The sequence below is a fragment of the Actinomycetospora sp. C-140 genome (assembly GCF_054796175.1).
Genome location: NZ_JBTWNF010000017.1, coordinates 121,348 through 144,513 on the forward strand (window position 1 = coordinate 121,348; position 23,166 = coordinate 144,513).

The window sequence follows — 23,166 nt, forward strand, 5'->3', positions numbered from 1 at the left end:
GACCGGTCACCCGGAGGTGACCGGGCGGGCAGGAGGACACTGGAGGGATGAGCGCGATCGTGACCACCGCGAGCGGCACGACGCGCCCGACGCCCCGCACCCGGCGCGTGCTGCGCATCGTCACCGGCGTCGTCGTCGCCGCCGTGATCACCACCGGCGTCGTGATCGTGTTCCCGACGGTCAAGGCCGCCGGCACCGCGCTGGTCGGCGCCGATCCGTGGTGGGTGATCGTCGCGATCGCCTGCGAGGCCGGCTCCCTGATCGCGTTCTCGGCGCTGCACCACCGGCTGCTCGTGGCCGCCTCGGTCCGCGTGTCGCTCCGCGCGGTCACGCTCGCCACGCTCGCCGCCAACGCCCTGCACCTCACCGTGCCCGGCGGCGCGGCGCTGTCGACGGCCTACACCTACAAGCGCCGCCGCGCCTGGGGCGCCACCGCCCCCGCGACGACCTGGACGATGGTCGCCGGCGGCGTCGCGGCGAGCCTCGCGCTGGCCGCCATCGCGCTGGGCTCGGCCCTGGTCGTCGGGGGGCGCCCCACCTCGCTGCCGTGGCTGATCCTGCAGATCGCGGGCGTCGCGGCCCTCGGGGCCGGCGTCGTGATCGTGGCCCGCCGCCCCGGACTGCTCGTCACCGGCGGCACGTGGGGGCTGCGCCTGGTCAACCGCGTGCGGTCCCGGCCGCGCGACACCGGGGTCGCCGAGCTCGCCGAGCAGATCGCCGCGCTGCAGCTCATCGAGCTGCGCGGGCGGGGACGCGCCGTCGTGGGGTCCGCCGCGCTCGCCAACTGGGTGCTCGACATCGGCTGCCTCGCCGCGTGCTGCGCGGCCGTGGGCGCGGAGGGCATGACGCTCGCGCTCGTACTCGTCGCGTACGCCGCGGCCACGGCCGCGTCCAGCGCGGCGTTCCTGCCCGGCGGGCTCGGCCTGGTCGACGGCGCGCTGCTCGCGGCCCTCGTCGCCGGGGGCGTGCCGTCCCACCCGGCGCTCGCCGCGGTGCTGCTCTACCGCCTCGTCAGCTTCGTCGGCGTCGCCGCCGCGGGGTGGGTCGCGTGGTTCGTCATCCACGCCAAGGAGACGCCGTCGTCGTCGCTCGACGAGGAGCTCGACGAGGACCTCGACGACGAGCGCCATGGCGACGACCGGGTCCCCGCGGACCGGATCCCGACCGACCGGATCCCCGCCGTCGACCCCGAGACCGGGGACGCCGTCGACGCCGACGGGACCCGCGACGCGCTCGGACACCGCCGCCGCCTCTGAGCACCGTGCGGGCCCGACGCGTCCGCCGGCCCGGCGAGGGGGGAAGCCGGAGGACCGGCCGACACCGGTCCGTGGGGCCGGGGTGGCGGGAGACGGTCCTCCTGCTCACATGATCCGCCTGGGTGCTCCTCTGACCCGATGTCATCGGGTGAGAGGAGCACCGGGGCGGATCATGTGAGCAGCAGGGACGCCAGGTGCGCCGGCCGGGGGCGCGGCACGAGGGTGACGCCGCCGCGGCGGGGCGCGAGGTGGCCGGAGACGCTTCGGACGGCGAAGCGTTCCCGGCACCTTTGCGACCTGCTCGCCCCCGACGGCGTCCGCGATCTCCCGCCGACCGGGGGTGAGTAGTCGGGGTGGGGAGAACCCCATCCCGCACCCCCGCGTGGGGTGCACCCACCCGTCCGCGGGGGACAACCCCACCGGAATCGCCCGGGTCGGGGCCGATCCCGTGAGTACTCCCCGCTGTGACGGGCAGCGCAGTCGAGTACTCGCGTGCTCATGACCACCGCCGTCGCCCGCCGCAGTCTGGTTCCCATCACCGACGAGCACCTCGGTCGGACCCCCGGTCCGTACCCGAGCCGAAGGGAACCGACATGAGTACTCCGATCAACCTCGCTCCGCAGAGCGGCGGTCCGGCGGCACCCCCGGACGTCGACGGCGACGGCCAGCCCGACGTCCCGCCGGCCGGCCCGACCGGTGGCACCCCCGACCCCGGCACCCCCGACCCCGGCACCCCCGACCCCGGCACCCCCGACCCGACGGGTGGCACCGACCACGGCCCGGGCGACCCGAACGCTCCGGACGACCCGAACGCGCCAGGTGACCCGAACGCGCCGGAGGACCCGACCGACTCGGGTCCCGAGGACCCCGAGCACCCCGAGACGCCCGAGACGCCCGAGGACCCGAACTCCGGCTACCAGTGCCCGGCGCACGGCTGGGGCTGCCCCGGCGACTGCGACTACCTCGAGCACTGGCGCCAGTCGCACCAGCTGCCCGACGACTGGACCCCGGACCACTCCGGCTCCGACGACTCCGACGGCTCGGACAGCTCGGAGGACTCCGACAGCTCCGGCTACCAGTGCCCGTCCCACGGCTGGGGCTGCCCCGGGGACTGTGACTACCTCGAGCACTGGCGCGAGTCGCACCAGCTGCCCGACGACTGGTACCCCCGCCACGACTCGGAGAGCTCGGACGACGACTACCGGTGCCCGTCGCACGGCTGGGGCTGCCCCGGCAGCTGCGACTACCTCGAGCACTGGCGCGAGACGCACAACCTGTCCGACGACTGGTACCCCCGTGACCCGTGGGAGTACCACCCCGAGCACAACCCGCACTGCTACCACCCGCAGCACAACCCGTGCGGCTACCACCCCGAGCACGAGCCGAACTGCTGGCACCCCGAGTACAACCCGTCCGGCTACCACCCCGAGCACCACCCGCACTGCTATCACCCGGACTACAACCCCTGCGGCTGGCACCCGACCGAGAACCCGCACTGCTACGAGCCGGACGAGAACCCCTGGGGCTTCCACCCGGAGCACAACCCGCACTGCTGGAACCCGGACTACAACCCGTACGGCTACCACCCCGACTACCAGCCGTACTGCTTCCACCCGACCGCACAGCCGTACTGCTGGAACCCCGTGTACCAGCCCTACTGCTGGCACCCCGTGTACTACCCCCACGGCTACAACCCCGAGCACAACCCGAGCGGCTGGCACCCCACCGAGAACACCGGTGGCGAGGACTACGACCCGAACGGGCCGTACACCCCGGACGACTCGCAGCCCGAGGTCCCGGAGCCGACCCAGGAGCCGCCCACGGGTGACCACGACGGTCAGCCGCCGGTGGACACCACGACGCCCGAGACGCCGCCGACCGACCCGGACCCGACCGACCCGACGCAGGGCGGGACGGACCCGACGGACCCGACCAGTGGCACGACCGACCCGACGGACCCGACGGACGGCACGACCGACCCGGGCCCGGACCCGACGGACCCGACCGGTGGCACGACCGACCCGACGGGCGGCACGGACCCCGGTACGCCGGACCCGACCGGTGGCACGGACCCGGGCACGCCGGACCCGACCGGTGGCACGGACCCGGGCACGCCGGACCCGACCGGTGGCACGGACCCGGGCACGCCGGACCCGACCGGCGGCACGGACCCCGGTACGCCGGACCCCACGGGCGGCACGACCGACCCGGGCCCGGACCCGACGGGCGGCACGGACCCGGGCACGCCGGACCCGACCGGTGGCACGGACCCGGGCACGCCGGACCCGACCGGTGGGACCGACCCGACCGGCGGGACCGACCCGACGGGAGGCACCGGCCCGACCGAGCCGACCGACGACGGCACGGACGCCGGCGGCTCGTCGACCGGCCAGCCCGACGGGTCGGACGGCTCGCCCGACGAGGGCGGCGACAGCGGGCCCGTGTTCCACGGCCCCAGCACGACGCCGGACGTGCAGACGACCGGCACCGGCGCCGACGGCCAGGACGGCTCGGGCGCGGGCAGCCAGGAGCAGCCCGACGAGGAGCTGTCGGACGACACCCCGCAGCACCAGCCCGAGCCGGAGCCGGAGCCGGTGCACGAGACCGTGGCGGCCGAGCACCACGACTCGGGCTCGTCGAGCCACGACAGCGGCGGCGACAGCGGTGGTGGGCACGAGGACAGCGGCAGCGACTCCTCCGGTGACCACGGCATGGTCGGCATGCACTGATCCGTGACCGCTCGACGGTGGCCCCGGCCGGGAGCTCCCCGGCCGGGGCCACCCCCGTCTCCTGTCGTGCCCCGTTGCGAGGAGGAACCGGTGACCCACGCCGGCACCGACGGCAGTCCCCCCGGCCCGCGCCCGCGGAAGTCGATCTTCCGTGACGACGCGGTCGACATCGAGCAGCCCGACGCCCGGGCGCTCGTCGATCCCGTGGCGGGTCCGGACCCCACGACGGGGCACGTCCCGTCCGGCCGCTCGATCTTCCGGCCGGGCCCCGAGAGCCACGACGGAGCGACACCATGAGCACCCAGCCCTGGCCGGCGCCCTCGGGCGAACCGGCCGAGAGCTCGCCCGAGCGTGCGGCGGCCGAGCCGGCCGCGCCGTCGGACAGGGTCGCGCAGGCCCGCGCCGTCGAGGAGAAGGCCGAGAAGGCCCGCGCCGCGGCGCTGGAACGTGCCGAGGCGGCGAAGAAGGCTCGTGACGCCGACGCGGCGCGGCGCAAGGCGGCCCAGCAGGCCGCCGAGCAGAAGGCGGCCGAGCTGAAGGCCGCCGAGCACAAGGCCGCGGAGGCCACAGCCGCCGAGCGCAAGGCGGCCGAGCAGAAGGCAGCCGAGCAGAAGGCCGCCGAGCAGAAGGCAGCCGAGCAGAAGGCCGCCGAGCAGAAGGCCGCCGAGCAGAAGGCCGCCGAGCAGAAGGCCGCCGAGCAGAAGGCGGCCGAGCAGAGAGCGGCCGAGCAGAAGGCGGCCGAGCAGAAGGCGGCCGAGCAGAGAGCGGCCCAGCAGCAGGCGGCCGCGCGGCAGGCCGCCACGCCTGCCCCCCAGGCGGCCGCACCCCCCAAGGTCGCCGCACCCCCCAAGGCCGCGCCGGCGAAGGCGCCCGCCGCCAAGGCCCCCAGCGCGGCGAGCAAGCACGCCGGCGACACGGTCGACATGACGATCAAGGCGGCGACCGCCTACGAGCGCGAGGACCTCGTGGCGCGGCTCCGGGTCGCCAAGAAGCTGCTCACCGACACCGCGATCCGCATCCCCGTGGTCGGCGAGTTCAAGCAGGGCAAGAGCTCGCTCGTCAACGCCCTCGTCCAGGCCGCGGTCTGCCCGGTCGACGACGACATCGCGACGGCGGTGCCCACGGAGGTGCGGCACGCCGCGTCGCCGACGGCGAGCGCGCACTTCGAGGCGCTGCCGGGGTCGAAGGGCGCCGGCTGGACCGAGACGATCACGCCGGACGAGGTGCCGTCCTACGCCTCCGAGGCCGGCAACCCCGGCAACGCGCGCCGGCTCGTGTCGGTGTCGGTCGGGATCAACCGTCCGCTGCTCGCGGAGGGCCTGGTGCTCGTCGACACCCCGGGCGTCGGTGGCCTGGGCGGCGCGAACCAGAGCGCGGTCGCGGACCTGCCCCGCTCGCACGCGTGCCTGTTCGTCAGCGACGCCTCGCGCGAGCTGACCGACAACGAGGTCCGCTTCCTCCACGCGGTCGTGGACCTCTGCCCGACCGTGATCATGGTGCTGACCAAGACGGACCTCACTCCGCACTGGCGGCGCATCCTCGAGCGCAACCAGTCGCACCTGCACCACGCGGGCGTCCGGATCGAGACCTATCCGTTCTCGTCGGAGCTGCGCCGGATCGCGACCGAGGCCGGGGACGCCGAGCTCGAGGCGGAGTCCGGCGCGCCCGAGCTCCTGGCCCGGCTGCAGCGCGTGCGCGAGGAGGCGGCGCACATCGCCGGGCGGTCGGTGATGATCCAGGTGACGTCGGCGCTGGCCCAGCTCGAGTCGACGGCGCGGGCGCGTCGCGACGCGCTCGTCGACCCGGCCCGCCACGAGGCGCTGGTCGCCGAGCTCGCCGCGGCCAAGCAGCGCGCGGACGGCCTGCGGGACAAGGGCACGAAGTGGCAGTCGGTGCTGACCGACGGCTTCGCCGACATCTCCGCCGACACCGACTTCGACCTGCGGACCCGGGCCCGGGCCGTCCAGAAGGAGGCCGAGGAGGCCATCGAGGCCGGCGACCCGGCGAAGAACTGGGAGGAGTTCACCGACTGGCTGACCCGGCGGCTCGCGGCCGAGGCGATGGAGAACTACGCGCTGTTCGTCCGCCGGGCCAAGGACGTGGCGATGAACGTCGAGCAGCAGCTCGACGTGGCCGAGGCCCGCATCACCGCGCGGAGCGTGGACGCGCCCGCCGACGTCATGGCCCAGCTGCGGCTCGACGTGGAGTTCGCGCCGTCCGGGCTGCGCCAGACCATCAAGCTGCCGATCCTGCAGAAGGTCTTCGGCGGGGTCGTGATGCTGACGATGATCTCCAACATGGCCGGGCTCGGCCTGCCGATGGCGGCCGGGCTCGTCCTGGGTGCCGTCCTCGGCGGGTTCGGGATCAAGGAGGAGCGCAAGAAGGCCCTGGAGAAGCGGCGCAACGACGCCAAGTCCGGCGTCCGCAAGTACACCGACGACTTCATCAACCAGGTCGGCAAGGACTCCCGGGACGCGATCCGGCACGTGCAGCGGGAGCTGCGGGCCGCGTGGACGGAGCGGGTGGGCGAGCTCCAGCGCGCCGCGACGGCGGCGATGACCGCGGCGCAGACCGCGGTCCAGGCCGGCAAGACCGACACCGGGGCGCGCGAGCGCATCGAGCAGGACCTGGAGTCCCTCCGGCTGGTCCGGGCCCGGGTCGACGACCTCAGCGAGCACCTGCGCCGCACCGCGCCGGCACCCGCCGCCCCGAGGGCCTCGTGAGCGGCCGCTCGGGTCCGCCCCGCCCGCCCGGGGGTTTCCCCCCGCCGCCCCGGCACCAGCCCCCGCCCCCCGGCCGGCCACCGCAGGGCACACCCGCGCGCGGCTTCCCGCCGCCGGTCCCCCCGGGACCTCCGGGAGGCCCGCGCCCCCACGGTCCGCCGGGGCCGGCGGGCCCGCGGCCGGGCCCCCCGATCCCGCCGCCGGGCGGCGGCCACCCGCGCACCGGACCGCCGGGGGCCCCGCCCCGCAACGCGCCGCCCGGACCCGCCGGTCGGCCGTGGTCGCCCGGCGCTCCGCCGCCGGACTCGCCGCTGCTGCACCACGTCCGCGCCCTCATGGCGAAGGTCGCGCCGCTCTACCGCGGCGCGCCGGCGGCGCCCGTGCTCGAGCGGGCCACCCGGCGCCTCGACGAGCCGTTGCGGGTCGCGATCGCCGGCCGCCTCAAGGCCGGCAAGTCGACGCTGCTCAACGCCCTCGTCGGTCAGGAGCTCGCGGCGACCGACGCGGGGGAGTGCACGCGGATCGTCACCTGGTTCCGCGACGGCCACACCTACCGGGTGCAGGCGCTGCTGCGCGACGGTTCGGCGCGCCAGCTCCCCCCGGGGCCGACCGGCGGGCTGCTCGACATCGACCTCGGCCGGCTGGGGGCCGACGACGTCGACCGCCTGCTCGTCGACTGGCCGTCGCAGGCGCTGCGGTCGATGACCCTCGTCGACACCCCGGGCCTCGACTCGCTGTCGGCCGAGCTCTCCCGGCGCACGGAGGCCGCCCTGGCCCCCGGCGCGGGCGGGATCTCCGAGGCCGACGCCGTCGTCTACCTGATGCGGCACGTGCACGCCTCGGACATGCGGTTCCTCGAGGCGTTCCGTGACGACCCGGGCGAGCGTCGCGCGATCAACGCGGTCGGCGTGCTCGCGCGGGCCGACGAGGTGGGCCACGCCCGCCCCGACGCGCTGGAGAGCGCCGCGGCGATCGCGGCGCGCTACCGCGAGGACCAGCGCCTGCGCGGCCTGTGCCAGACGGTGATGCCGGTCGCGGGCCTGCTCGCCGCCAGCGCGGCGACGCTGCGCGAGGACGAGTTCCGGGCGCTCGGGCGGCTCGCCACCGCGCCCGAGGCGGACACCGACCGCCTGCTGCTCAGCGCCTCGCGCTTCGCGACCGCCGAGACCGACGTCGAGGTCGACGCCCGCCGCCGCGCGGTGCTGCTCGACCGCTACGGGCTGTTCGGGGTGCGCCGGTCGGTGCGCCTGCTGCGGGAGGGCACGGTGACGACGGCCGGCGAGCTCTCCCGCGAGCTGGTGCGCGAGAGCGGCCTGGGTCCGCTGCGCGAGGTCCTGACCACCCGGTTCGCGGGCCGGGCGGACGTCCTGCGCGCGCAGTCGGCGCTCACCGTGCTCGAGGGCGTGATCAAGCGCTGGCCGGTGTCCTCCGCGGCGTCGCTGCGCACCGAGATCGAGCAGATCACCGCGGGCGCGCACGAGTTCGTCGAGGTCCGGCTGCTCGACCGGCTCCACACCGGCGCGATCCCACTGCCCGACGAGGAGCGGTTCGAGGCCGAGCGCCTGCTCGGCGGCGAGGGACTCGGACCGCCGGCACGGCTCGGCCTGCCCGACGACGCGCGGGGCGAGGAGGTGGCGCGGGCGGCCCAGTCGACGCTGGGCCGCTGGCAGCGACGCGCCGAGCACCCGGGGTCGCCGCGGGAGGTCCGGGACGCCGCCCGGGCCGTCGTCCGGACCTGTGAGGGACTGCTCGTCACGGCCCGGAGGGTCGGCCGACCGGCGGGGTGAGCAACGCCGGAGGGCCCGGCGGCGATGAGGTGAGTACCCGGCTGCTCATGACACCCCCGAACGCGGGGTCGAGAGTGGGCAGTCGGACCGATGCGAGGAGGACCGGTGGCGTACGGGCTGGGTGTCGATCTCGGCACCACGTACACGGCGGCGGCCGTCGTGCGCGAGGGGCACGTCGAGATGGCCCCGTTGGGCGACCGCTCGACCGCGATGCCGTCGGTGATCCTCATGCGCGCCGAGGGCGGGGTGCTCACCGGTGACGCCGCCAACCGCCGCGCGGCCAGCGAGCCCGACCGCGTGGCGCGCGAGGTCAAGCGGCGCCTGGGCGACCCCACGCCGATGCTGCTCGGCGGCACGCCGTACTCGGCGGGCGACCTGCTGGCCGCCCAGCTGCGCGAGGTCGTCGCCCAGATCTCCGAGCGCGAGGGCGGGCCGCCGTCGGCGGTGCGCCTGACGCACCCCGCGAACTGGGGCCCGTACAAGCGGGAGCTGTTCGAGCAGGTGCCGCGCCTGGCCGGCCTGCACGACGTCGCGATGATCACCGAGCCGGAGGCGGCCGCGGCGCACTACGCGACCAACGAGCGCATCGCCGAGGGCAGCACGGTCGCGGTCTACGACCTCGGCGGCGGCACGTTCGACGCCACGATCCTGCGCACCACCGGCGGCGGGTTCGAGATCCTCGGCGAGCCCGAGGGCGTCGAGGGCCTGGGTGGGGTCGACTTCGACGAGGCCGTGTACGCCTACGTGGACCGCACGCTCGACGGCGCGGTCTCCGCGCTCGACCCGGCCGACGCCGCGGCGACCAGCGCGATCGTCCGGCTGCGCCAGGACTGCGTCCTCGCCAAGGAGGCGCTCTCGGCCGACACCGACGCCACCATCCCCGTGCTGCTGCCCTCGCAGCAGACCGAGGTGCGGCTGACCCGCGGCGAGTTCGAGGACATGATCCGGCCCTCGGTGGCCTCCACGATCGCCGCGCTGCAGCGGGCGCTGGTCTCGGCCGACGTCGAGCCCGAGCAGCTCGACAAGGTGCTGCTGGTCGGGGGCTCCTCGCGCATCCCGCTGGTGGCCCGGATGGTGTCGGCCGAGATGGGCCGCCCCACGGCCGTCGACGCGCACCCCAAGCACGCGATCGTGCTCGGCGCGGCCATGCTGGTCGAGCCGCCGGCCCGCGCCGCGGGCCCCGGGGCCCCGAGCCCGGCACACACCTCGGTGTTCCCGAGCTCGGGCGCGCCCTACCGCACGCCGATCCCGCCGGTCAGTCCCCGCACCCCGTCGGGCGGCGTCCGGATCGGGACCGGCGCGGCGCCGGCGTCACCGCGCCAGTCGTCGGGGCCGAGCTCCGGGATGATCCCGACGGTGGCGTCGACCCGGGGACCGTCGACCGGCGGCACCTCGACGGGCCGGACGTCGACGACCTACACCCCGAAGACCCGCACCGGGGCGGCCGCGTCGTCGGCGTTCTCGCCCACCGCCCGCACCCCGGCGTCGACGACGTACACGCCGACGACCCGCACCACCGCGGGCGGCCAGGGACCGCACACCGGTCAGACCGTGGCCCAGCCCCACGCCGCCCCGACGCAGGTCGCCCCGACCCACACGGGCCCGACCCAGGTGGCGCCGACCCACACCGGCCCGACCCAGGTCGCCCCGGCCCACGCGGACCCGGGTCGGCAGGCCGGGCGGGGACCGACGGGCACCGCGGCGCTGTACAGCGGGGCGGCGGCCTCCTCGGCGCACGGGGCACCCCCGCCCCCGCTGGACGGCGGGGACCGCCACGGCGCCGGCGAGGAGGCCCCCGTCGGGCGTCCGCGCCGCCGGATGCCCCTGGTCCTGACGGCGGTCCTGCTCGTCGCGCTGCTCGCCGGCGGCGGGACGTTCGCCTACCGCGCCCTCGCGTCCTCCACCCCGCCCGCGCCGGGCCCGACGCCCACGCAGGTCGTGGCCCCCGAGCCGCTGCCGACGACGACCGCCGCGCCGCCGACCCAGGACAACTCCGGCGGGACCCCGGGCGGGACCGGACGTACCGCGAACGGCGGCGCCGGGGGTTCCGGGGGCTCCGGAGGTGGCGGCGGCCGGTGGACGACCACCACGACGACGTCCCACCACAGCTCCGGCACCACCGACGGCAGCACCGGCGGCAGCACCGGCACCGGCACGACGGGCGGCTGCTGCGAGGCGACGCCCGGGTCGAGCAGCGACGGCGGGGCGGCGACCCCCTGACCGACCCCCTGACCGAGCCCCTGACCGGCCCCGCCCCGGGCGGTCAGACCGAGCGCAGCCCGAGCGCCTCGGTGAGCTCGCGGCGCCCGGAGACACCGAGCTTGGCGTAGACCGAGCGGAGCACGTTGTTGACCGTGCGCACGGAGATGACCAGCTGGTCGGCGATCGCGCGGCTGGTCAGGCCGCCGGCGGCGAGCGCGGCGATCTCCGCCTCGCGCGGCGTGAGCTCGCCGGTGCGCTCGAGCAGTCCCGCCGCGGGTGTCTCCGCGCCCTCGCACGCCTCGGTGGCCGCGCGGCTGCGGGAGGCCGACCACCCGGCGGCTCCGGTGTGCCCGGCCGCGCGGTGCGCGGCGCAGGCCTGCGCGTAGACCTCGGCGGCGACCAGGACGTGACCCAGCTCGGCGAACCCGCCGGCCACCGCGTCCAGGGCGGTGCCGTGACCGGCGGCGAGCGCGCGGGCGTGGCCCGCGCAGAGACCGGGGAGGTCGCCGTCGCCGCGGTCGGCGAGGTCGTCCAGCGGGGTGATCACCGCGCGCCCGGCGCCCAGCCGGACCGCGGTGTGGAGCGCCTGGAGGCGGTCGGCGTACGACGCGGCCGGGCGGTCGTCGAGGGCGAGCTCGGTGGCCCGGCTGACCCGGCCGTCGACCCCGGCGAGCCAGACCTGCGCTCCCTGCAACCACCCGGCCAGCGGGCTGGTCGACGTGCCGTGCACCTCGGCGAGCACGTCCTGGGCCTCGGTGGTGCGCCCGACGCCGGCCAGCGCGACGGCGAGCTCGGCGACCAGCGGGGCGGTGAACGGGAAGCGGCGCGCGGAGACCCCCGAGGCGGCCTCGTGCAGGAGCCGCACCGCGGTCTGCAGCCGCCCGCGCCGACCGGCCACGATGCCGAGCCAGCTCAGGTACAGCGAGATGTGCTCGCCGACCCCGGTCGGGCCGGCCTCGGTGTGCCAGTCGCGGGCGAGCTCCTCGGCCTCGTCGAGGCGGCCCGCCCCGAGCACGGCGAGCCACCGGGCGATGCGCAGTTCGAGCGTGAGCCAGCCTCGCCCGCCGTCGAACGGTGCCGCGAGGCCGCGGGTGGCCAGGGCGACGGCGCGCTCGCCCTCGCCGAGCTCGACGTGGGCCAGGGCGGCGACGGCGAGCGCGGCGGTGGTGGCGTGGTCGTCGGTCCCCGGTGACTCGACGAGGGGCGCCACGGCGGCGAGCGCCTCGGTGGGCCGGTGGCCGATGTAGGCCGTGAAGCCCCGCAGGGCCGCGGCGAGCTCGCCGCCGTCGGTGCCGCGGTCGGCCGCCGCCGCGAGGGCCGTGGTCGCGGCGGCCCGGGCGCCCGGCTCGTCGCGCAGCCCCCAGAACAGGTTGCGGCACCGCGCGGTGGCCACGAGCAGGGGATCCGGGGCGGTCGCGGACCCGTCGAGGCCGACCGCGTCGCTGGCCTCGGCGAGCTTGGCGGCGCTCGCGAGCGCGGTCTCGGCGGGGTCGAACATGCCCAGCTCCACCCGCAGCAGGCCCAGCCGCCACAGCACCTCGAACCCGGCGCCGTGGTCGGCCGCGGCGCGCAGCAGGCGCTCGGCGGTGCGGGGTTCGCGACCGCTCACGCTGCTCGCCGCGTCGAGCAGCTCGGTCGGGTCCGTGGTCAGCCCCTCGGCGGCGCGCCACGCGAGCAGCCGGTGCCGGTCGCCGGCGCGGCGTGAGCCCGACGTCTCCATGGCGGCCCGCAGCCGCCGGTAGGCCTCACGCTCCTGGAGCGGGGTGGCGCGGCTGCGCAGGAGCTCGGTGTAGAGCGGGTGCGCCAGGGAGATCTCGAGGCGCCGGCCGTCCCGGACCGAGGTGACCAGCCCTTCGGACTCGAGGCGTTCGAGGGTCACCACCGGGAACAGGGCGGCGACGACCTCGCTGCCCAGCGGCTGCCCGAACGCCAGCGTGCGCATGAGGTCCTGCTCGATCGGGGCGAGGCCGCCGACGCGCGCGGTGAGCAGCTCGATCAGCCGCCGCGGCGGGTGCCGGGGCGGGTCCCACCGCCACACCGACCCCGACCGGTGCAGCGCGCCGTCGTCGCGCGCACCGTCCAGGAGCTCGCAGAGGAAGCGCGGGTTGCCCAGCGACAGCCCCCAGAGCCGGTCGAGGGTCACGCCGTCGACGTGCCCCCCGAGTGCGGTCTCGACGAGGTGGTCGGACTGGGCCCGGTCGAGCTCGGAGAGCTCGAGGCGGGTGGCGTAGCCGTCCCGGTAGAGGGTGTGCAGCGGCTCCGGGGACACGGCGCCGGTCGGTGCGGTGAGCAGGAGGAACGCGTGCCCGGTGCGGGCCAGCTGGGCGAGCACCACCGCCGACGTGGGGTCGAGGAGATGGGCGTCGTCGATGAGCAGCAGGCGGCGCGGGGACCCGCCGGCCAGGTGCCGCCGTGCCTCGCGGAGCAGGCCCGCGGTGTCGGTGAGCCCGGGGTCGAGGTCGCCGACGAGGTGCCCGAGCGCCCCGAGCGGGATGTCGGCCGTCACCGAGCTGGTCATGATCGTGTCGGTGCGCCACTCGCCGGCGGCGCCCAGGGCCGCGAACGCGGTGCGGGCGAAGCGGGTGCGTCCCACCCCGGACGGCCCGCCCACGACGACGGCGGCGACGCGCTCGTCCCCGCCCGCGGCGACGGCGGCCGCGAGCGCCTCCGATCGCCCGACCAGCGGCCGGCTCTCGGCCATGCGTCGCCTCCTTCCCGCCCCGACCCCTCCTTGATCGCGTGCGCGAGCAGTGTCGTCACCCGGACGGTCCTGGTGGAAGCATCCCGCACCGCATTGCGTAGAAGTGCGTAGGCATTCAGGTAACCCGGGGTCACAGGTACTTCGGCGGGGCCCTGGCCCTGCGGAGCCCGTTCCCGTTGCGCGACACTGATCGGGTCACCGTCACCCTCCGAGGAGGCCCTCCGCCCGTGAGGATCGCCCTCGTCGCCACGTGCCTGGGCGACGCGATGTTTCCGCAGGCCCCACGGGCCACGGTCGAGCTGCTCGAGCGCCTCGGCCACGAGGTCGTCTTCCCTGCCGACCAGACGTGCTGCGGCCAGATGCACGTCAACACCGGCTACCTCGACATGGCGCTGCCGCTCGTGCGCCACCACGTCGACGTCTTCTCCGGCGCCGCCGACGTCACCGTCGCCCCGTCCGGGTCGTGCGTGGGCTGCGTCCGCCACCAGCACGCGATGGTCGCCCGCCGCGGCGGCGACGAGGAGCTGGCCCGGGCCGCCGAGGATCTCGCGTCCCGCACCTACGAGCTGTCCGAGCTGCTCGTCGACGTCCTCGGCGTCACCGACGTCGGCGCGTACTACCCGCACCGCGTCACCTACCACCCGACGTGCCACTCGCTGCGGATGCTGCGGGTCGGGGACAAGCCGCTGCGGCTGCTGCGCGCGGTCCGCGGGCTGACGCTGACCGAGCTGCCCGACGCCGAGGTGTGCTGCGGGTTCGGGGGGACCTTCGCCGTGAAGAACGCGGAGACCTCGACGGCGATGCTCGCGGACAAGATGGCGAACGTGGTCTCCACCCACGCGGAGGTCTGCACCGCAGGCGACTCGTCGTGCCTCATGCACATCGGTGGCGGACTGTCCCGGCTGCGCTCGGGGGTGCGCACGGTGCACCTCGCCGAGATCCTGGCGTCGACGACCGAGGGGGTGCCGGCGTGACCACCGACGTCGGGGACGGCCGCGCGACCACCGACCTGGGCATGCCGACCGTCGCGTCGGACCCGCACCACCACCTGCGCGGCACCGAGCCCTTCCCGGTCGCCGCGCACCGGGCCCTGGCCGACACGCAGCTGCGCCAGAACCTCGGCCACGCCACCCGCACCATCCGGGCCAAGCGCGCCGGGGTCGTCGGCGAGGTCGACGACTGGGAGGAGCTGCGCCGCGCCGGCGAGGGCGTCAAGGCGGACGTCATGGCGCGCCTGCCGGAGCTGCTCGAGCAGCTCGAGGCGTCGGTGACCGCCCGGGGCGGGGTCGTGCACTGGGCGCGCGACGCCGAGGAGGCCAACAGGATCGTCGTCGACCTGGTCCGGGAGACGGGGGCGGACGAGGTCGTCAAGGTCAAGTCGATGGCCACGCAGGAGACGGGGCTCAACGAGGCCCTCGGCGAGGCCGGGATCGCCGCGCTCGAGACCGACCTCGCCGAGCTCATCGTCCAGCTCTCCGACGACACGCCGTCGCACTTCCTCGTGCCGGCCATCCACCGGAACCGCTCGGAGATCCGCGACATCTTCCTGCGCGAGATGCCCGACGTGGACCCCGCGCTGACCGACGAGCCCCGGCGGCTCGCGATGGCCGCGCGCACGCACCTGCGGCGGAAGTTCCTCTCGGCGAGGGTCGGCATCTCCGGGGCGAACTTCGCCGTGGCCGACACCGGGACGATCTCGGTGGTCGAGTCCGAGGGCAACGGCCGGATGTGCCTGACGCTGCCGGACACGCTGATCACGGTGATGGGCGTCGAGAAGATCGTCCCGACGTGGTCGGACCTCGAAGTGTTCCTCCAGCTGCTGCCGCGCAGCTCGACCGGCGAGCGGATGAATCCGTACACGTCGACGTGGAGCGGCGTCACCCCCGGCGACGGCCCGCAGGCGTTCCACCTCGTGCTGATGGACAACGGCCGGTCGAACGTCCTCGCCTCGCCCGACGGCCGGCAGGCGCTGCACTGCATCCGCTGCTCGGCGTGCCTCAACGTCTGCCCGGTCTACGAGCGCACCGGCGGGCACGCCTACGGGTCGATCTACCCCGGTCCGATCGGGGCGGTGCTGTCGCCGCAGCTCACGGGGATCGACGGCCCCGACGACGTCAACGCCTCGCTGCCCTACGCCTCCTCGTTGTGCGGGGCGTGCTTCGACGCGTGCCCGGTGCGCATCGACATCCCGCACCTGCTGGTCCAGCAGCGCGCGGCGGCGGTCGAGGCGCACGGGCGGCCGACCGCCCAGGACGTCGCGATGCGCGCCGCGGCCACGGCGATGGCGTCGCCGCGGCGCTTCTCGCTCGCCGAGCGCGCGATGCGTCTGGGCCGGGTGCTCGGCGGGTCTGGACGGATCCGATCTGTGCCGGGCGCGTCGGCGTGGTTCGGCGCCCGCGACATGCCGGCGCCGCCGAGGGAGACGTTCCGGGAGTGGTGGGAGCGCCGTGACCGCCGCTCGTGACGAGGTCCTGGCCCGGCTGCGAGCCGCCCGCGACGCGGGCGGGGCGACGCCGCCGGACGTGCCTCGGGCCTACCGACGCACCGGTGCCCTCGCCCCGGGCAGCGCCGAGGTCCTCGCTCGTCTCGACGAGACGCTGACCGACTACCGCGCCACGGTGCACCGTGTCGCCGGCGAGGACGACGTGTCGGCGGTCGTCGCGCGGGTGCTCGAGGACGCGGGGGCGGCGACGTTCGTCGCGCCCCCCGGGCTGCCCGCGCGGTGGATCGCGGCGGTGACGGCGCGGGTCCGGCCCGACGAGCCGCCGCTGTCGGTCGCCGAGCTCGACGGGGTCGACGCCGTGGTCACCGGCGCCGCGGTGGCGATCGCGGACACCGGCACGTTCGTGCTCGACGCGCTCGCCCCGGACCAGGGACGGCGGGCGATCAGCCTCGTGCCCGACCACCACGTGTGCGTGCTGCGCGCCGACGCCGTCGTGTCGTCGGTCCCCGAGGCCCTCGCCCGCCTCGACCCGGACGGCCCGCTGACCTTCGTGTCCGGGCCCTCGGCGACCAGCGACATCGAGCTCGACCGCGTCGAGGGCGTCCACGGCCCCCGCCGCCTGGACGTGGTGCTGGTCGGCCCGGCTGGTACGTGAGCGAACTTTGGGCCTATAGCCCGGAAGTTCGCTCACGTACGGAGGGTGACCAGGGAGATCCTCGGGCGGGTGCGGGCCGTTCGGGTGGCGGCGGTCACTTCGTCGCGTGTCACGGGCCGTTCGTCGCTCGGACAGCTGGCCGCGGGTGAGAGTCGTGTCGTCGGGGAACGGCCCGAGCCACCCGCACCGATCCACCCGCCAGGAGCCCTCCGGTGACCAGCCACCCGAACGGCCGCTCGCCGCTCGCCCCCGTGCCGACCGTCCCGCCCGTTCGTCGCGTGCCGGCCGGGGGCACGCCCGGGGTGGCCGGCCCGCTGTCGCAGGCCGCCGCCGAGGCGACCGCCCGTGCGACGCGGACGCGCCTGGACGCCGATCCCCGTCACGCATGGGAGCACATCGCGGGCGGGCGGCCGTCGCTCGTGCCCAAGCGCCTGCTGGTCGCGGTGAGCCACGCGATCGAGAAGGCCGTGGTCTCCTCGCCGGTCACCGGGTCGCCGACGGTGGTCGTCGCGCTCTTCCAGCGCCTCGAGTTCTTCGAGCGGGAACGGGTGGTCTACGAGCGCCTCGCCGAGGCGGGCGCCGACGTCGTCGTGGGCTTCGTGCGCGGCGAGGAGCACGCCCCGCCGCGGGGGGTGCACACGGTGCTGGTCGACCCCGACGAGAAGCTCGCCGACGAGTGGACCGTGGTCGCCGTCGGACCCCGCGCGGGGGCGTTCCTCGTGGCCACCGACCAGCACGCCTACGACGCCCGCGAGCGCGACCGGGAGGCGAGCCGCCAGTTCGCGGGCCGCTGGGGCTACGCGCACGCCCAGGCCGGCGCCGAGCTCGCCCGGCTGCGCCTGGCGCTGGGGACGCGCCTGCCCGAGGCCCTGGTGCGGCGCATCGACACGCTCCTCGGCGAGGTCATGGCCGCGGGCGGCGAGGTGGCGGGCAGCGGGGGCACGCCCGCCGAGGCGTGGGCGACGGCGTCGCTGGCGCACATGATCACGCGCATGCAGACCGCGCAGGCGGGCAGCCGCGCGCTGCGCGAGCAGCTCGCCGACGCCCATCGCGCCGCCGACGCCCAGCGCTCCGCGGAGACCGATCCCTCGAGCGGGCTGCCGACGCCCGACTTCCTCGAGCGCTGGTCGGCGCCCGGCGGCGCGGCCGAGCTCCCGGTGGGCCTCGCGCTGGTCGACGTGCCGGGCCTGGGGGCCTCCTTCGAGGAGCCGCGCGCCGAGTACCACGCCGCCCGGAAGGTGGCGGCCGCGCTCGAGCAGCCGCTCGGGCCGGTGGACGCGGCGGTGCGGCTGAACCGGCGCGAGTTCCTCGTCGTCGTCCCCGGCGCCTCGCCCCGGCACCTGGCGGGTCTGGGGGACGAGATCGCCGAGCAGCTCGAGCTCTCCTCCGACGGCTATCCGCACGTGTCCCTGAGCGCCGGCGTCGCCACGATCGTCACGCACTCCCGGCCGCTCCCGCTGGACGACCTGCGGGTCGCCCTCACGCGGCTGCGGGCCGACGGCTCCGGGGTCGTGGACGCCGGGCGCACGGTCACCGGCGAGCGGGTCGCCGCGGTCAGCACCCGCGCCGGGCGGGTCGTGCCCGGGCCGGGCGGTGACGGGGCGGGCCGTCCCGAGCGCGATGCGGACACCCCGGCCGAGCACCCGTGGTTCGGGGCCGAGCCCGACGACCCCGACGACCCCGACCGCCTGCTGCCCGGCTCGCACGGCGTCGTCGCCACCGAGGTGCCGCAGCCCCGCTAGTCCCTACGTGAGCGAACTTCGGGGCTATGGCACCGAAGTTCGCTCACATACCTCAGCGGCCGCGGACCGGCGAGCCCCAGGCGGTGCCGTCGCGCAGGGTCCGCTTGAGCAGCTTGCCGCCCGGGTTGCGGGGCAGCGGATCGGCGCTGACCACCACGTACTGCGGCACCTTGAAGTCGGCCAGCTGGGTGTCCAGGTACGCCAGCACGGCGCCGACGTCGATGTCGCCGCCGACGAGCACCGCGCCCACCTTCTCGCCCATGACGTCGTCCGGGACGCCGACGACGGCCGCGTCCGCGACCCCCGGCGCGCCGGCGAGCGCGTTCTCGACCTCCACCGAGTAGACGTTCTCGCCGCCGCGGTTGATCACGTCCTTGGCGCGGTCGACGATCCGGACCATGCCGTCGTCGACGCGCGCGAGGTCGCCGCTGTGCAGCCAGCCGTCGACGAAGGTCGCGGCCGTCGCCTCGGCGGCCTTCCAGTAGCCGTCGACGACGTTGGGTCCGCGGATCAGCAGCTCGCCGACGCCGGCGTCGTCGACGTCGGTGAGGGCGAGGTCGACCGGGGCGGCGAACCCGACCGCGTCCGCGTTGTCGACGGCCCACTCGTGGGGCAGGAACGTGGCGATCGACGACGTCTCGGTGAGGCCGAAGCCGTTGCCGAGCCGGGCCCGGGGGAGCCGCTCGGTCAGCCGGCGCACCAGCGCGGGCGCCATCGGGGCGCCGCCGTAGGTCAGGCGCCGGACGTGCGACAGGTCGGCGTCGACGTCGTCGCGCGCCAGCGTCAGCCCGTAGATCGCGGGGACGCTGACGAGGGTGTCGGTGCGCTCGGCGACGATCGTGCGGACGAACGCCGCGCCGTCGAACGCCGGGAGCACCACCGTGGTGCCGCCGAGCCCGAGCTGCACCAGGAGCTGGGAGTTGCAGCCGGTGACGTGGAACAGCGGCACCGAGACGAGGTTGCGCAGCGTGGGGCCGTCGGCACGGTCGATGCCGATCACGCGGATCGCGGTCTCGACGTTGGACAGGAAGTTGCCGTGGGTCGTCCGGACGCCCTTCGGCCGGCCGGTGGTGCCGCTGGTGTAGAAGATCGCGGCCAGGTCGCCGGGGACGAGGTCGTCGAGGGCCTCGGGATGCCCGCTCGGCAGGGGCGCGCCCGGACGCAGCACGGCCGCCGCCTCGCTGTCGGCGAGGACGTACTCCACCTCGGGCGGCGCGAAGCGCGTGTTGACGGGCACCGCCACCGCGCCGGCGAGCAGCGTGCCGAGGAAGCCGACCACCCAGTCGAGACCCGCCGGCAGCAGGGAGGCCACGCGGTCGCCGCGGTTCACGCCGTCGGCGACGAGGCCGCCGGCGACCCGGGCCGCGCGGTCCCACAGCTCGGCGTAGGTCACCCGCTCGCCGCCGACCTCGACGAGCGCCTCGACGTCGGGGTGGCGCTCCACCGACGCCCGGACCATGGCGACGACCGACGGGTGCAGGTGGTCGTAGCGGGCGACGCCGTCCGCGCCGCGCGTGATGCCGGTGGTGTCGAAGGGTGCGGCCCCGCGGTCGAGCGGCTCGGGGCTCACGAGAAGTACCGCCGCGGGTTGTCGACGAGCATCGTCGTGAGCTGGTCCTCGGTGACACCCTGCTCGCGCAGCGCGGGGAGCACGTCGTGGTGGATGTGCTCGTAGTGCCAGTTCGGCGCGGCCTGGGCCAGCGCCGCCTGCGAGGCCTCGCCGGAGAAGAAGTCCATGTAGCAGGCGGCGTCGTGGGCCAGCACGATCCGGTCGGCGTAGCCCTGGGCGCACAGCGCCGCGATCGTGGCGACGCGCTGCTCGGTGGGATTGAACAGGTCGAGCCCGAAGCGGTCGCAGCCGATGGTGGCGCCCCGGTCCATGATCTCGCGCAGGTAGTCGAGGTCGTTCGTGTCACCGGCGTGCCCGACGACGACCTTCATGAGGTCGACGCCGACCTCGTCGTAGAGGTCGAGGGCGAGCCGCCCGGTCTGGTGGGCGCTGTTGGTGTGCACGGTGATCGGGACACCGGTCTCCGTGTGGGTCTCGGCGATCGCGAGCTGCACCCGTCGCTGGTCCGGCGTCAGGCCGCGCTCCTCGACGACGCCCTTGAGGAAGGCCGCCTTGATGCCGGTGCCCCCGATGCCCTCGCGGATGTCCTTGATGAACATCTCGACCATGGGCTCGTCGCCGCCCAGCAGCGTGCCGGGGCCGCGGTAGTGCAGGTAGTGCGGGATCTCGTCGAACGTGTAGAGCCCGGTGGCCACGACGATGTTCAGGTCGACCTCGGCGTTGATCCGGGCCACGCGCGGGATGTAGCGGCCCAGCCCGACGACGGTGGGGTCGACGATCGTGGTGACACCGAGGTCACGCAGCCGGCGCAGCTTGTCGATCGCGTCGGCGACCCGGACCTCCTCGTCCCAGTACTCGTCGCCGTAGTTCTGCATCATGTCCGGCGTGAGGACGAAGACGTGCTCGTGCATGAGCGTTGTCCCGAGGTCGCCCACGTCCACCGGACCGCGCACCGTCTCCACCGAGGGCATCGCCCGCACCTCCGCCGCGTCGTCGGGCTGTGACGCGGACCACCCTACGGCGGTGCGTGTGGGAGGTCAGGCCTGGCGGTACGCCAGCAGGCGCACGCCGAGCGCGGACTCGGTGCGCTGGATCTCGGCGAGCTGGTCGGCGGAGAGCTCGGCGTAGGGGCTGGCGGCCTCGTAGGCGACGACCGGCGTGCCGAGGCGCTCCTCGAGGCGGTGGAGCTCGTCGAGCGCCGTGTCGTCGAGCGCCGCGGGGCGCAGGTCGGGGCCGGTGGACGGAGCGGACATCGGGGTGCCTCCCTCGAGGTTCGGTGTGACCGGCGCCACGCCGGATGTCGGCGAGTATCCCGCCCACGATCGGCCGAATCACCTCGTGTGGGCGGAAGCCGCCGGACGGGGGACCCGGTGACGTGAGCGCGCCGACCCCGTCCCCGTCCCGGCACCGTCCCTGGACCCCGGCCCGGGTGCTCGTCACCCGGTCCGCGCAGGAGCACCCGCACACCGCCGAGATCCTCCGTCGCTGCGAGGCCGCCGGTGTCGACGACGTCGCGCTGCTCCGGGGCGACCGGATCACCGGTCTGCGCGGGCAGACCGACCGCGAGACCTACGCCCGCGCCAAGTCGACGCTCGCGGTGGTGACGAGCCCGGCGTCGGCGCGGAAGCTCGACCCCATCCCGCCGAGCGCGGACTGGCGTGTCGACCTGGCCCGCGGGTGCCCGGCGCACTGCCAGTACTGCTACCTCGCGGGGTCGCTGACCGGGCCGCCGGTGACCCGGGTCTTCGGCGACCTGGAGGAGATCCTCGCCGGGCTCGACGCGTACGTCGGGCACGGCACGATCACGTCCGCCTCGGCCGCGCGCGCCGGCGAGGGGACGACGTTCGAGGCGTCGTGCTACACCGACCCGCTCGGCATCGAGCACGTCACCGGCAGTCTGTCCGCCGCCGTCCGCCACGTCGGCACCCACGACTTCGGCGGCCCGGTGCAGCTGCGGGCGACCACGAAGTTCGCCGACGTCGACGGCCTGCTCGAGCTGCCCCACGGCGGTCGCACCCGGCTGCGGTTCTCGGTCGGTCCGGAATCGGTGGTCGGCCGGTTCGAGGGCGGGACGGATCCCGTCGCGGCGCGGATCGACGCCGTGGCGAGGATGGCCCGCGCCGGCTGGCCGGTCGGGCTGACGATCGCGCCGATCATGCCCGTGGGCGACTGGCGGGCGGCCTACAGCGATCTGTTCGCCCGGGTCGGTGCCGGCCTCGACGGCGTCGAGGACCTCGACCTCACCGCCGAGTGCATCACCCACCGCTTCACGCCGGGCAGCAAGGAGACCCTCGAGTCCTGGTACCCGCGCACCCGCCTGGAGATGGACCCGGAGCAGCGGAAGGCCAAGCGCGGGAAGTTCGGCGCGGTGAAGCACGTCTACCCCGACGACGTCATGGCCGACCTGCGGGCGCACGTGACCTCTGAGCTCGCCGAGCGGTTGCCGGCGGCGCGGGTCCTGTACTGGACGTGAGGTGGCCTCCGGCCATGTGAGCACTTTCGCGTGCTGGAACACGCGAAAGTGCTCACGTGCGCGAAGCGCACCTCACAGCAGCAGGGCGAGCTGGCGCGACTGGGCCACGAGCACGCCGCGGGAGTCCCACACCTCGACGTCCTCCTCGTGGAAGCCGTGGGACAGGTGCTGCGTCACCGTCCGGCAGGCGAGCGGGCCGGGCGCGGGGTGCTCGCGCAGGTGCACGGTCAGCTGGACCGTGCTCGATCCGCGGCCCAGCTCCATCACCACCGGCGCCGCGCCGTCGACGACGAACGCGAGGTCGAGCAGCGTGGCGTCCGACCCGTCGGCGAAGGCGAACCAGAACTCCGCCCGCGGCTCGCCCGACGGCTCGCCCCGGGTCCAGCCCGGCATCTCGGTGACCCCGTAGCGCATCCGCCGGCCCACCGAGGCGATGTCCGGGGGCGCGTCCTCACCCCCGAACGTCCGGCACTCCCCGAAGGCCGGCAGGTCCGGCGGCGCGGTGAGGTCGACGGTGTCGGCCGGGGTCGCCGCGAGGTCGGCGAACGTGGCCTCGAGCCGCAGGACGTCCCGCTCGGCCCCGTCGGGTCCGGGCTGCACGAGCCGCGCCGTCCCGGTGGCCAGCCGACGCCCGGCGCGGATCACCTCGGTGAGCACCCGGGCCGGACCCGGCATCGCCGGGCGCAGGTAGGACGCCGAGGCCACCACGGGATCGGGCTGCGGCACCTCCGCCGCGAGCGCGCGCACCGCGACGGAGAGCTGGTACCCGCCGTTGAGGCGCCCGTCCTGCAGGCACCACCGGTCGGACAGGTCGATCGCGTGGACCCCGTCGCCGACCCGCTCGGCGGCGCTGTCGAGCGCCAGCTCACCGATCACGCGCGTGAG

The 23,166-nt window shown here is 75.7% G+C and carries 16 protein-coding genes; 11 read left to right on the top strand and 5 right to left on the bottom strand.

What is annotated here, in order from left to right; genetic code table 11:
- Window positions 1-47: 47 nt before the first annotated feature.
- The 6 genes from ACR9E3_RS25075 (at window position 48) to ACR9E3_RS25100 (ending at window position 10,715) form a co-directional block, all read left to right on the top strand.
- On the top strand, window positions 48-1,256 hold the full coding sequence (locus ACR9E3_RS25075) for a lysylphosphatidylglycerol synthase transmembrane domain-containing protein (RefSeq protein ID WP_460383404.1): 1,209 nt from the start codon (window positions 48-50) through the stop codon (window positions 1,254-1,256).
- Between the two features lie 593 nt (window positions 1,257-1,849).
- Window positions 1,850-3,985: a hypothetical protein gene (locus tag ACR9E3_RS25080; protein ID WP_460383406.1), complete on the top strand. Its 2,136-nt coding sequence runs from the start codon at window positions 1,850-1,852 to the stop codon at window positions 3,983-3,985.
- A gap of 90 nt (window positions 3,986-4,075) precedes the next feature.
- Window positions 4,076-4,282 carry a hypothetical protein gene (locus tag ACR9E3_RS25085; protein WP_460383407.1) on the top strand — a complete coding sequence of 69 codons (207 nt, stop codon included), beginning with the start codon at window positions 4,076-4,078 and terminating at the stop codon, window positions 4,280-4,282.
- Window positions 4,279-6,708 (top strand): dynamin family protein, encoded by a 2,430-nt coding sequence (locus ACR9E3_RS25090; protein ID WP_460383408.1) that lies wholly within the window; start codon window positions 4,279-4,281, stop codon window positions 6,706-6,708. The genes ACR9E3_RS25085 and ACR9E3_RS25090 overlap by 4 nt, the downstream gene beginning before the upstream one ends.
- A gap of 335 nt (window positions 6,709-7,043) precedes the next feature.
- A complete protein-coding gene (locus ACR9E3_RS25095; RefSeq protein ID WP_460383409.1) occupies window positions 7,044-8,495 on the top strand; it encodes a dynamin family protein in 1,452 nt (483 codons plus the stop codon).
- A gap of 105 nt (window positions 8,496-8,600) precedes the next feature.
- The gene (locus tag ACR9E3_RS25100; protein ID WP_460383410.1) at window positions 8,601-10,715 is read left to right on the top strand and encodes an Hsp70 family protein; all 2,115 of its coding nucleotides are present in this window, start codon (window positions 8,601-8,603) and stop codon (window positions 10,713-10,715) included.
- A 43-nt stretch (window positions 10,716-10,758) separates the two neighbouring features.
- Here ACR9E3_RS25100 and ACR9E3_RS25105 read toward each other — a convergent pair whose 3' ends face one another.
- The gene (locus tag ACR9E3_RS25105; RefSeq protein WP_460383411.1) at window positions 10,759-13,398 is read right to left on the bottom strand and encodes a helix-turn-helix transcriptional regulator; all 2,640 of its coding nucleotides are present in this window, start codon (window positions 13,396-13,398) and stop codon (window positions 10,759-10,761) included.
- A 227-nt stretch (window positions 13,399-13,625) separates the two neighbouring features.
- Between ACR9E3_RS25105 and ACR9E3_RS25110 the strand changes: the two genes are divergently transcribed.
- The 4 genes from ACR9E3_RS25110 to ACR9E3_RS25125 all read left to right on the top strand — a co-directional run bounded on the left by ACR9E3_RS25110 (window position 13,626) and on the right by ACR9E3_RS25125 (window position 18,238).
- Complete coding sequence (locus tag ACR9E3_RS25110) at window positions 13,626-14,372, top strand: (Fe-S)-binding protein (RefSeq protein ID WP_460383412.1); 747 nt, start codon at window positions 13,626-13,628, stop codon at window positions 14,370-14,372.
- 41 nt (window positions 14,373-14,413) lie between these two features.
- Entirely contained in the window at window positions 14,414-15,862 is a 1,449-nt protein-coding gene (locus ACR9E3_RS25115) for a LutB/LldF family L-lactate oxidation iron-sulfur protein (RefSeq protein WP_460383451.1), read from the top strand.
- The gene (locus tag ACR9E3_RS25120) at window positions 15,846-16,496 is read left to right on the top strand and encodes a LutC/YkgG family protein (protein WP_460383414.1); all 651 of its coding nucleotides are present in this window, start codon (window positions 15,846-15,848) and stop codon (window positions 16,494-16,496) included. The genes ACR9E3_RS25115 and ACR9E3_RS25120 overlap by 17 nt, the downstream gene beginning before the upstream one ends.
- A gap of 212 nt (window positions 16,497-16,708) precedes the next feature.
- Window positions 16,709-18,238: a DICT sensory domain-containing protein gene (locus ACR9E3_RS25125; RefSeq protein WP_460383415.1), complete on the top strand. Its 1,530-nt coding sequence runs from the start codon at window positions 16,709-16,711 to the stop codon at window positions 18,236-18,238.
- Between the two features lie 52 nt (window positions 18,239-18,290).
- Here the strand turns inward: ACR9E3_RS25125 and ACR9E3_RS25130 are convergent, their stop codons facing one another.
- From ACR9E3_RS25130 to ACR9E3_RS25140, 3 genes are all read right to left on the bottom strand, one after another.
- Window positions 18,291-19,808 carry a class I adenylate-forming enzyme family protein gene (locus ACR9E3_RS25130; protein WP_460383416.1) on the bottom strand — a complete coding sequence of 506 codons (1,518 nt, stop codon included), beginning with the start codon at window positions 19,806-19,808 and terminating at the stop codon, window positions 18,291-18,293.
- On the bottom strand, window positions 19,805-20,779 hold the full coding sequence (locus ACR9E3_RS25135) for a phosphotriesterase family protein (RefSeq protein ID WP_460383417.1): 975 nt from the start codon (window positions 20,777-20,779) through the stop codon (window positions 19,805-19,807). Before ACR9E3_RS25135 ends, ACR9E3_RS25130 begins: the two co-directional genes overlap by 4 nt.
- A gap of 66 nt (window positions 20,780-20,845) precedes the next feature.
- On the bottom strand, window positions 20,846-21,061 hold the full coding sequence (locus ACR9E3_RS25140) for a hypothetical protein (RefSeq protein WP_460383419.1): 216 nt from the start codon (window positions 21,059-21,061) through the stop codon (window positions 20,846-20,848).
- A gap of 122 nt (window positions 21,062-21,183) precedes the next feature.
- Here ACR9E3_RS25140 and ACR9E3_RS25145 point away from each other — a divergent pair, with 122 nt between their 5' ends.
- Window positions 21,184-22,281: an SPL family radical SAM protein gene (locus tag ACR9E3_RS25145; RefSeq protein ID WP_460383420.1), complete on the top strand. Its 1,098-nt coding sequence runs from the start codon at window positions 21,184-21,186 to the stop codon at window positions 22,279-22,281.
- Window positions 22,282-22,353: 72 nt separating this feature from the next.
- Here the strand turns inward: ACR9E3_RS25145 and ACR9E3_RS25150 are convergent, their stop codons facing one another.
- A complete protein-coding gene (locus ACR9E3_RS25150; protein WP_460383421.1) occupies window positions 22,354-23,157 on the bottom strand; it encodes a thioesterase family protein in 804 nt (267 codons plus the stop codon).
- Between the last annotated feature and the right edge of the window lie 9 nt (window positions 23,158-23,166).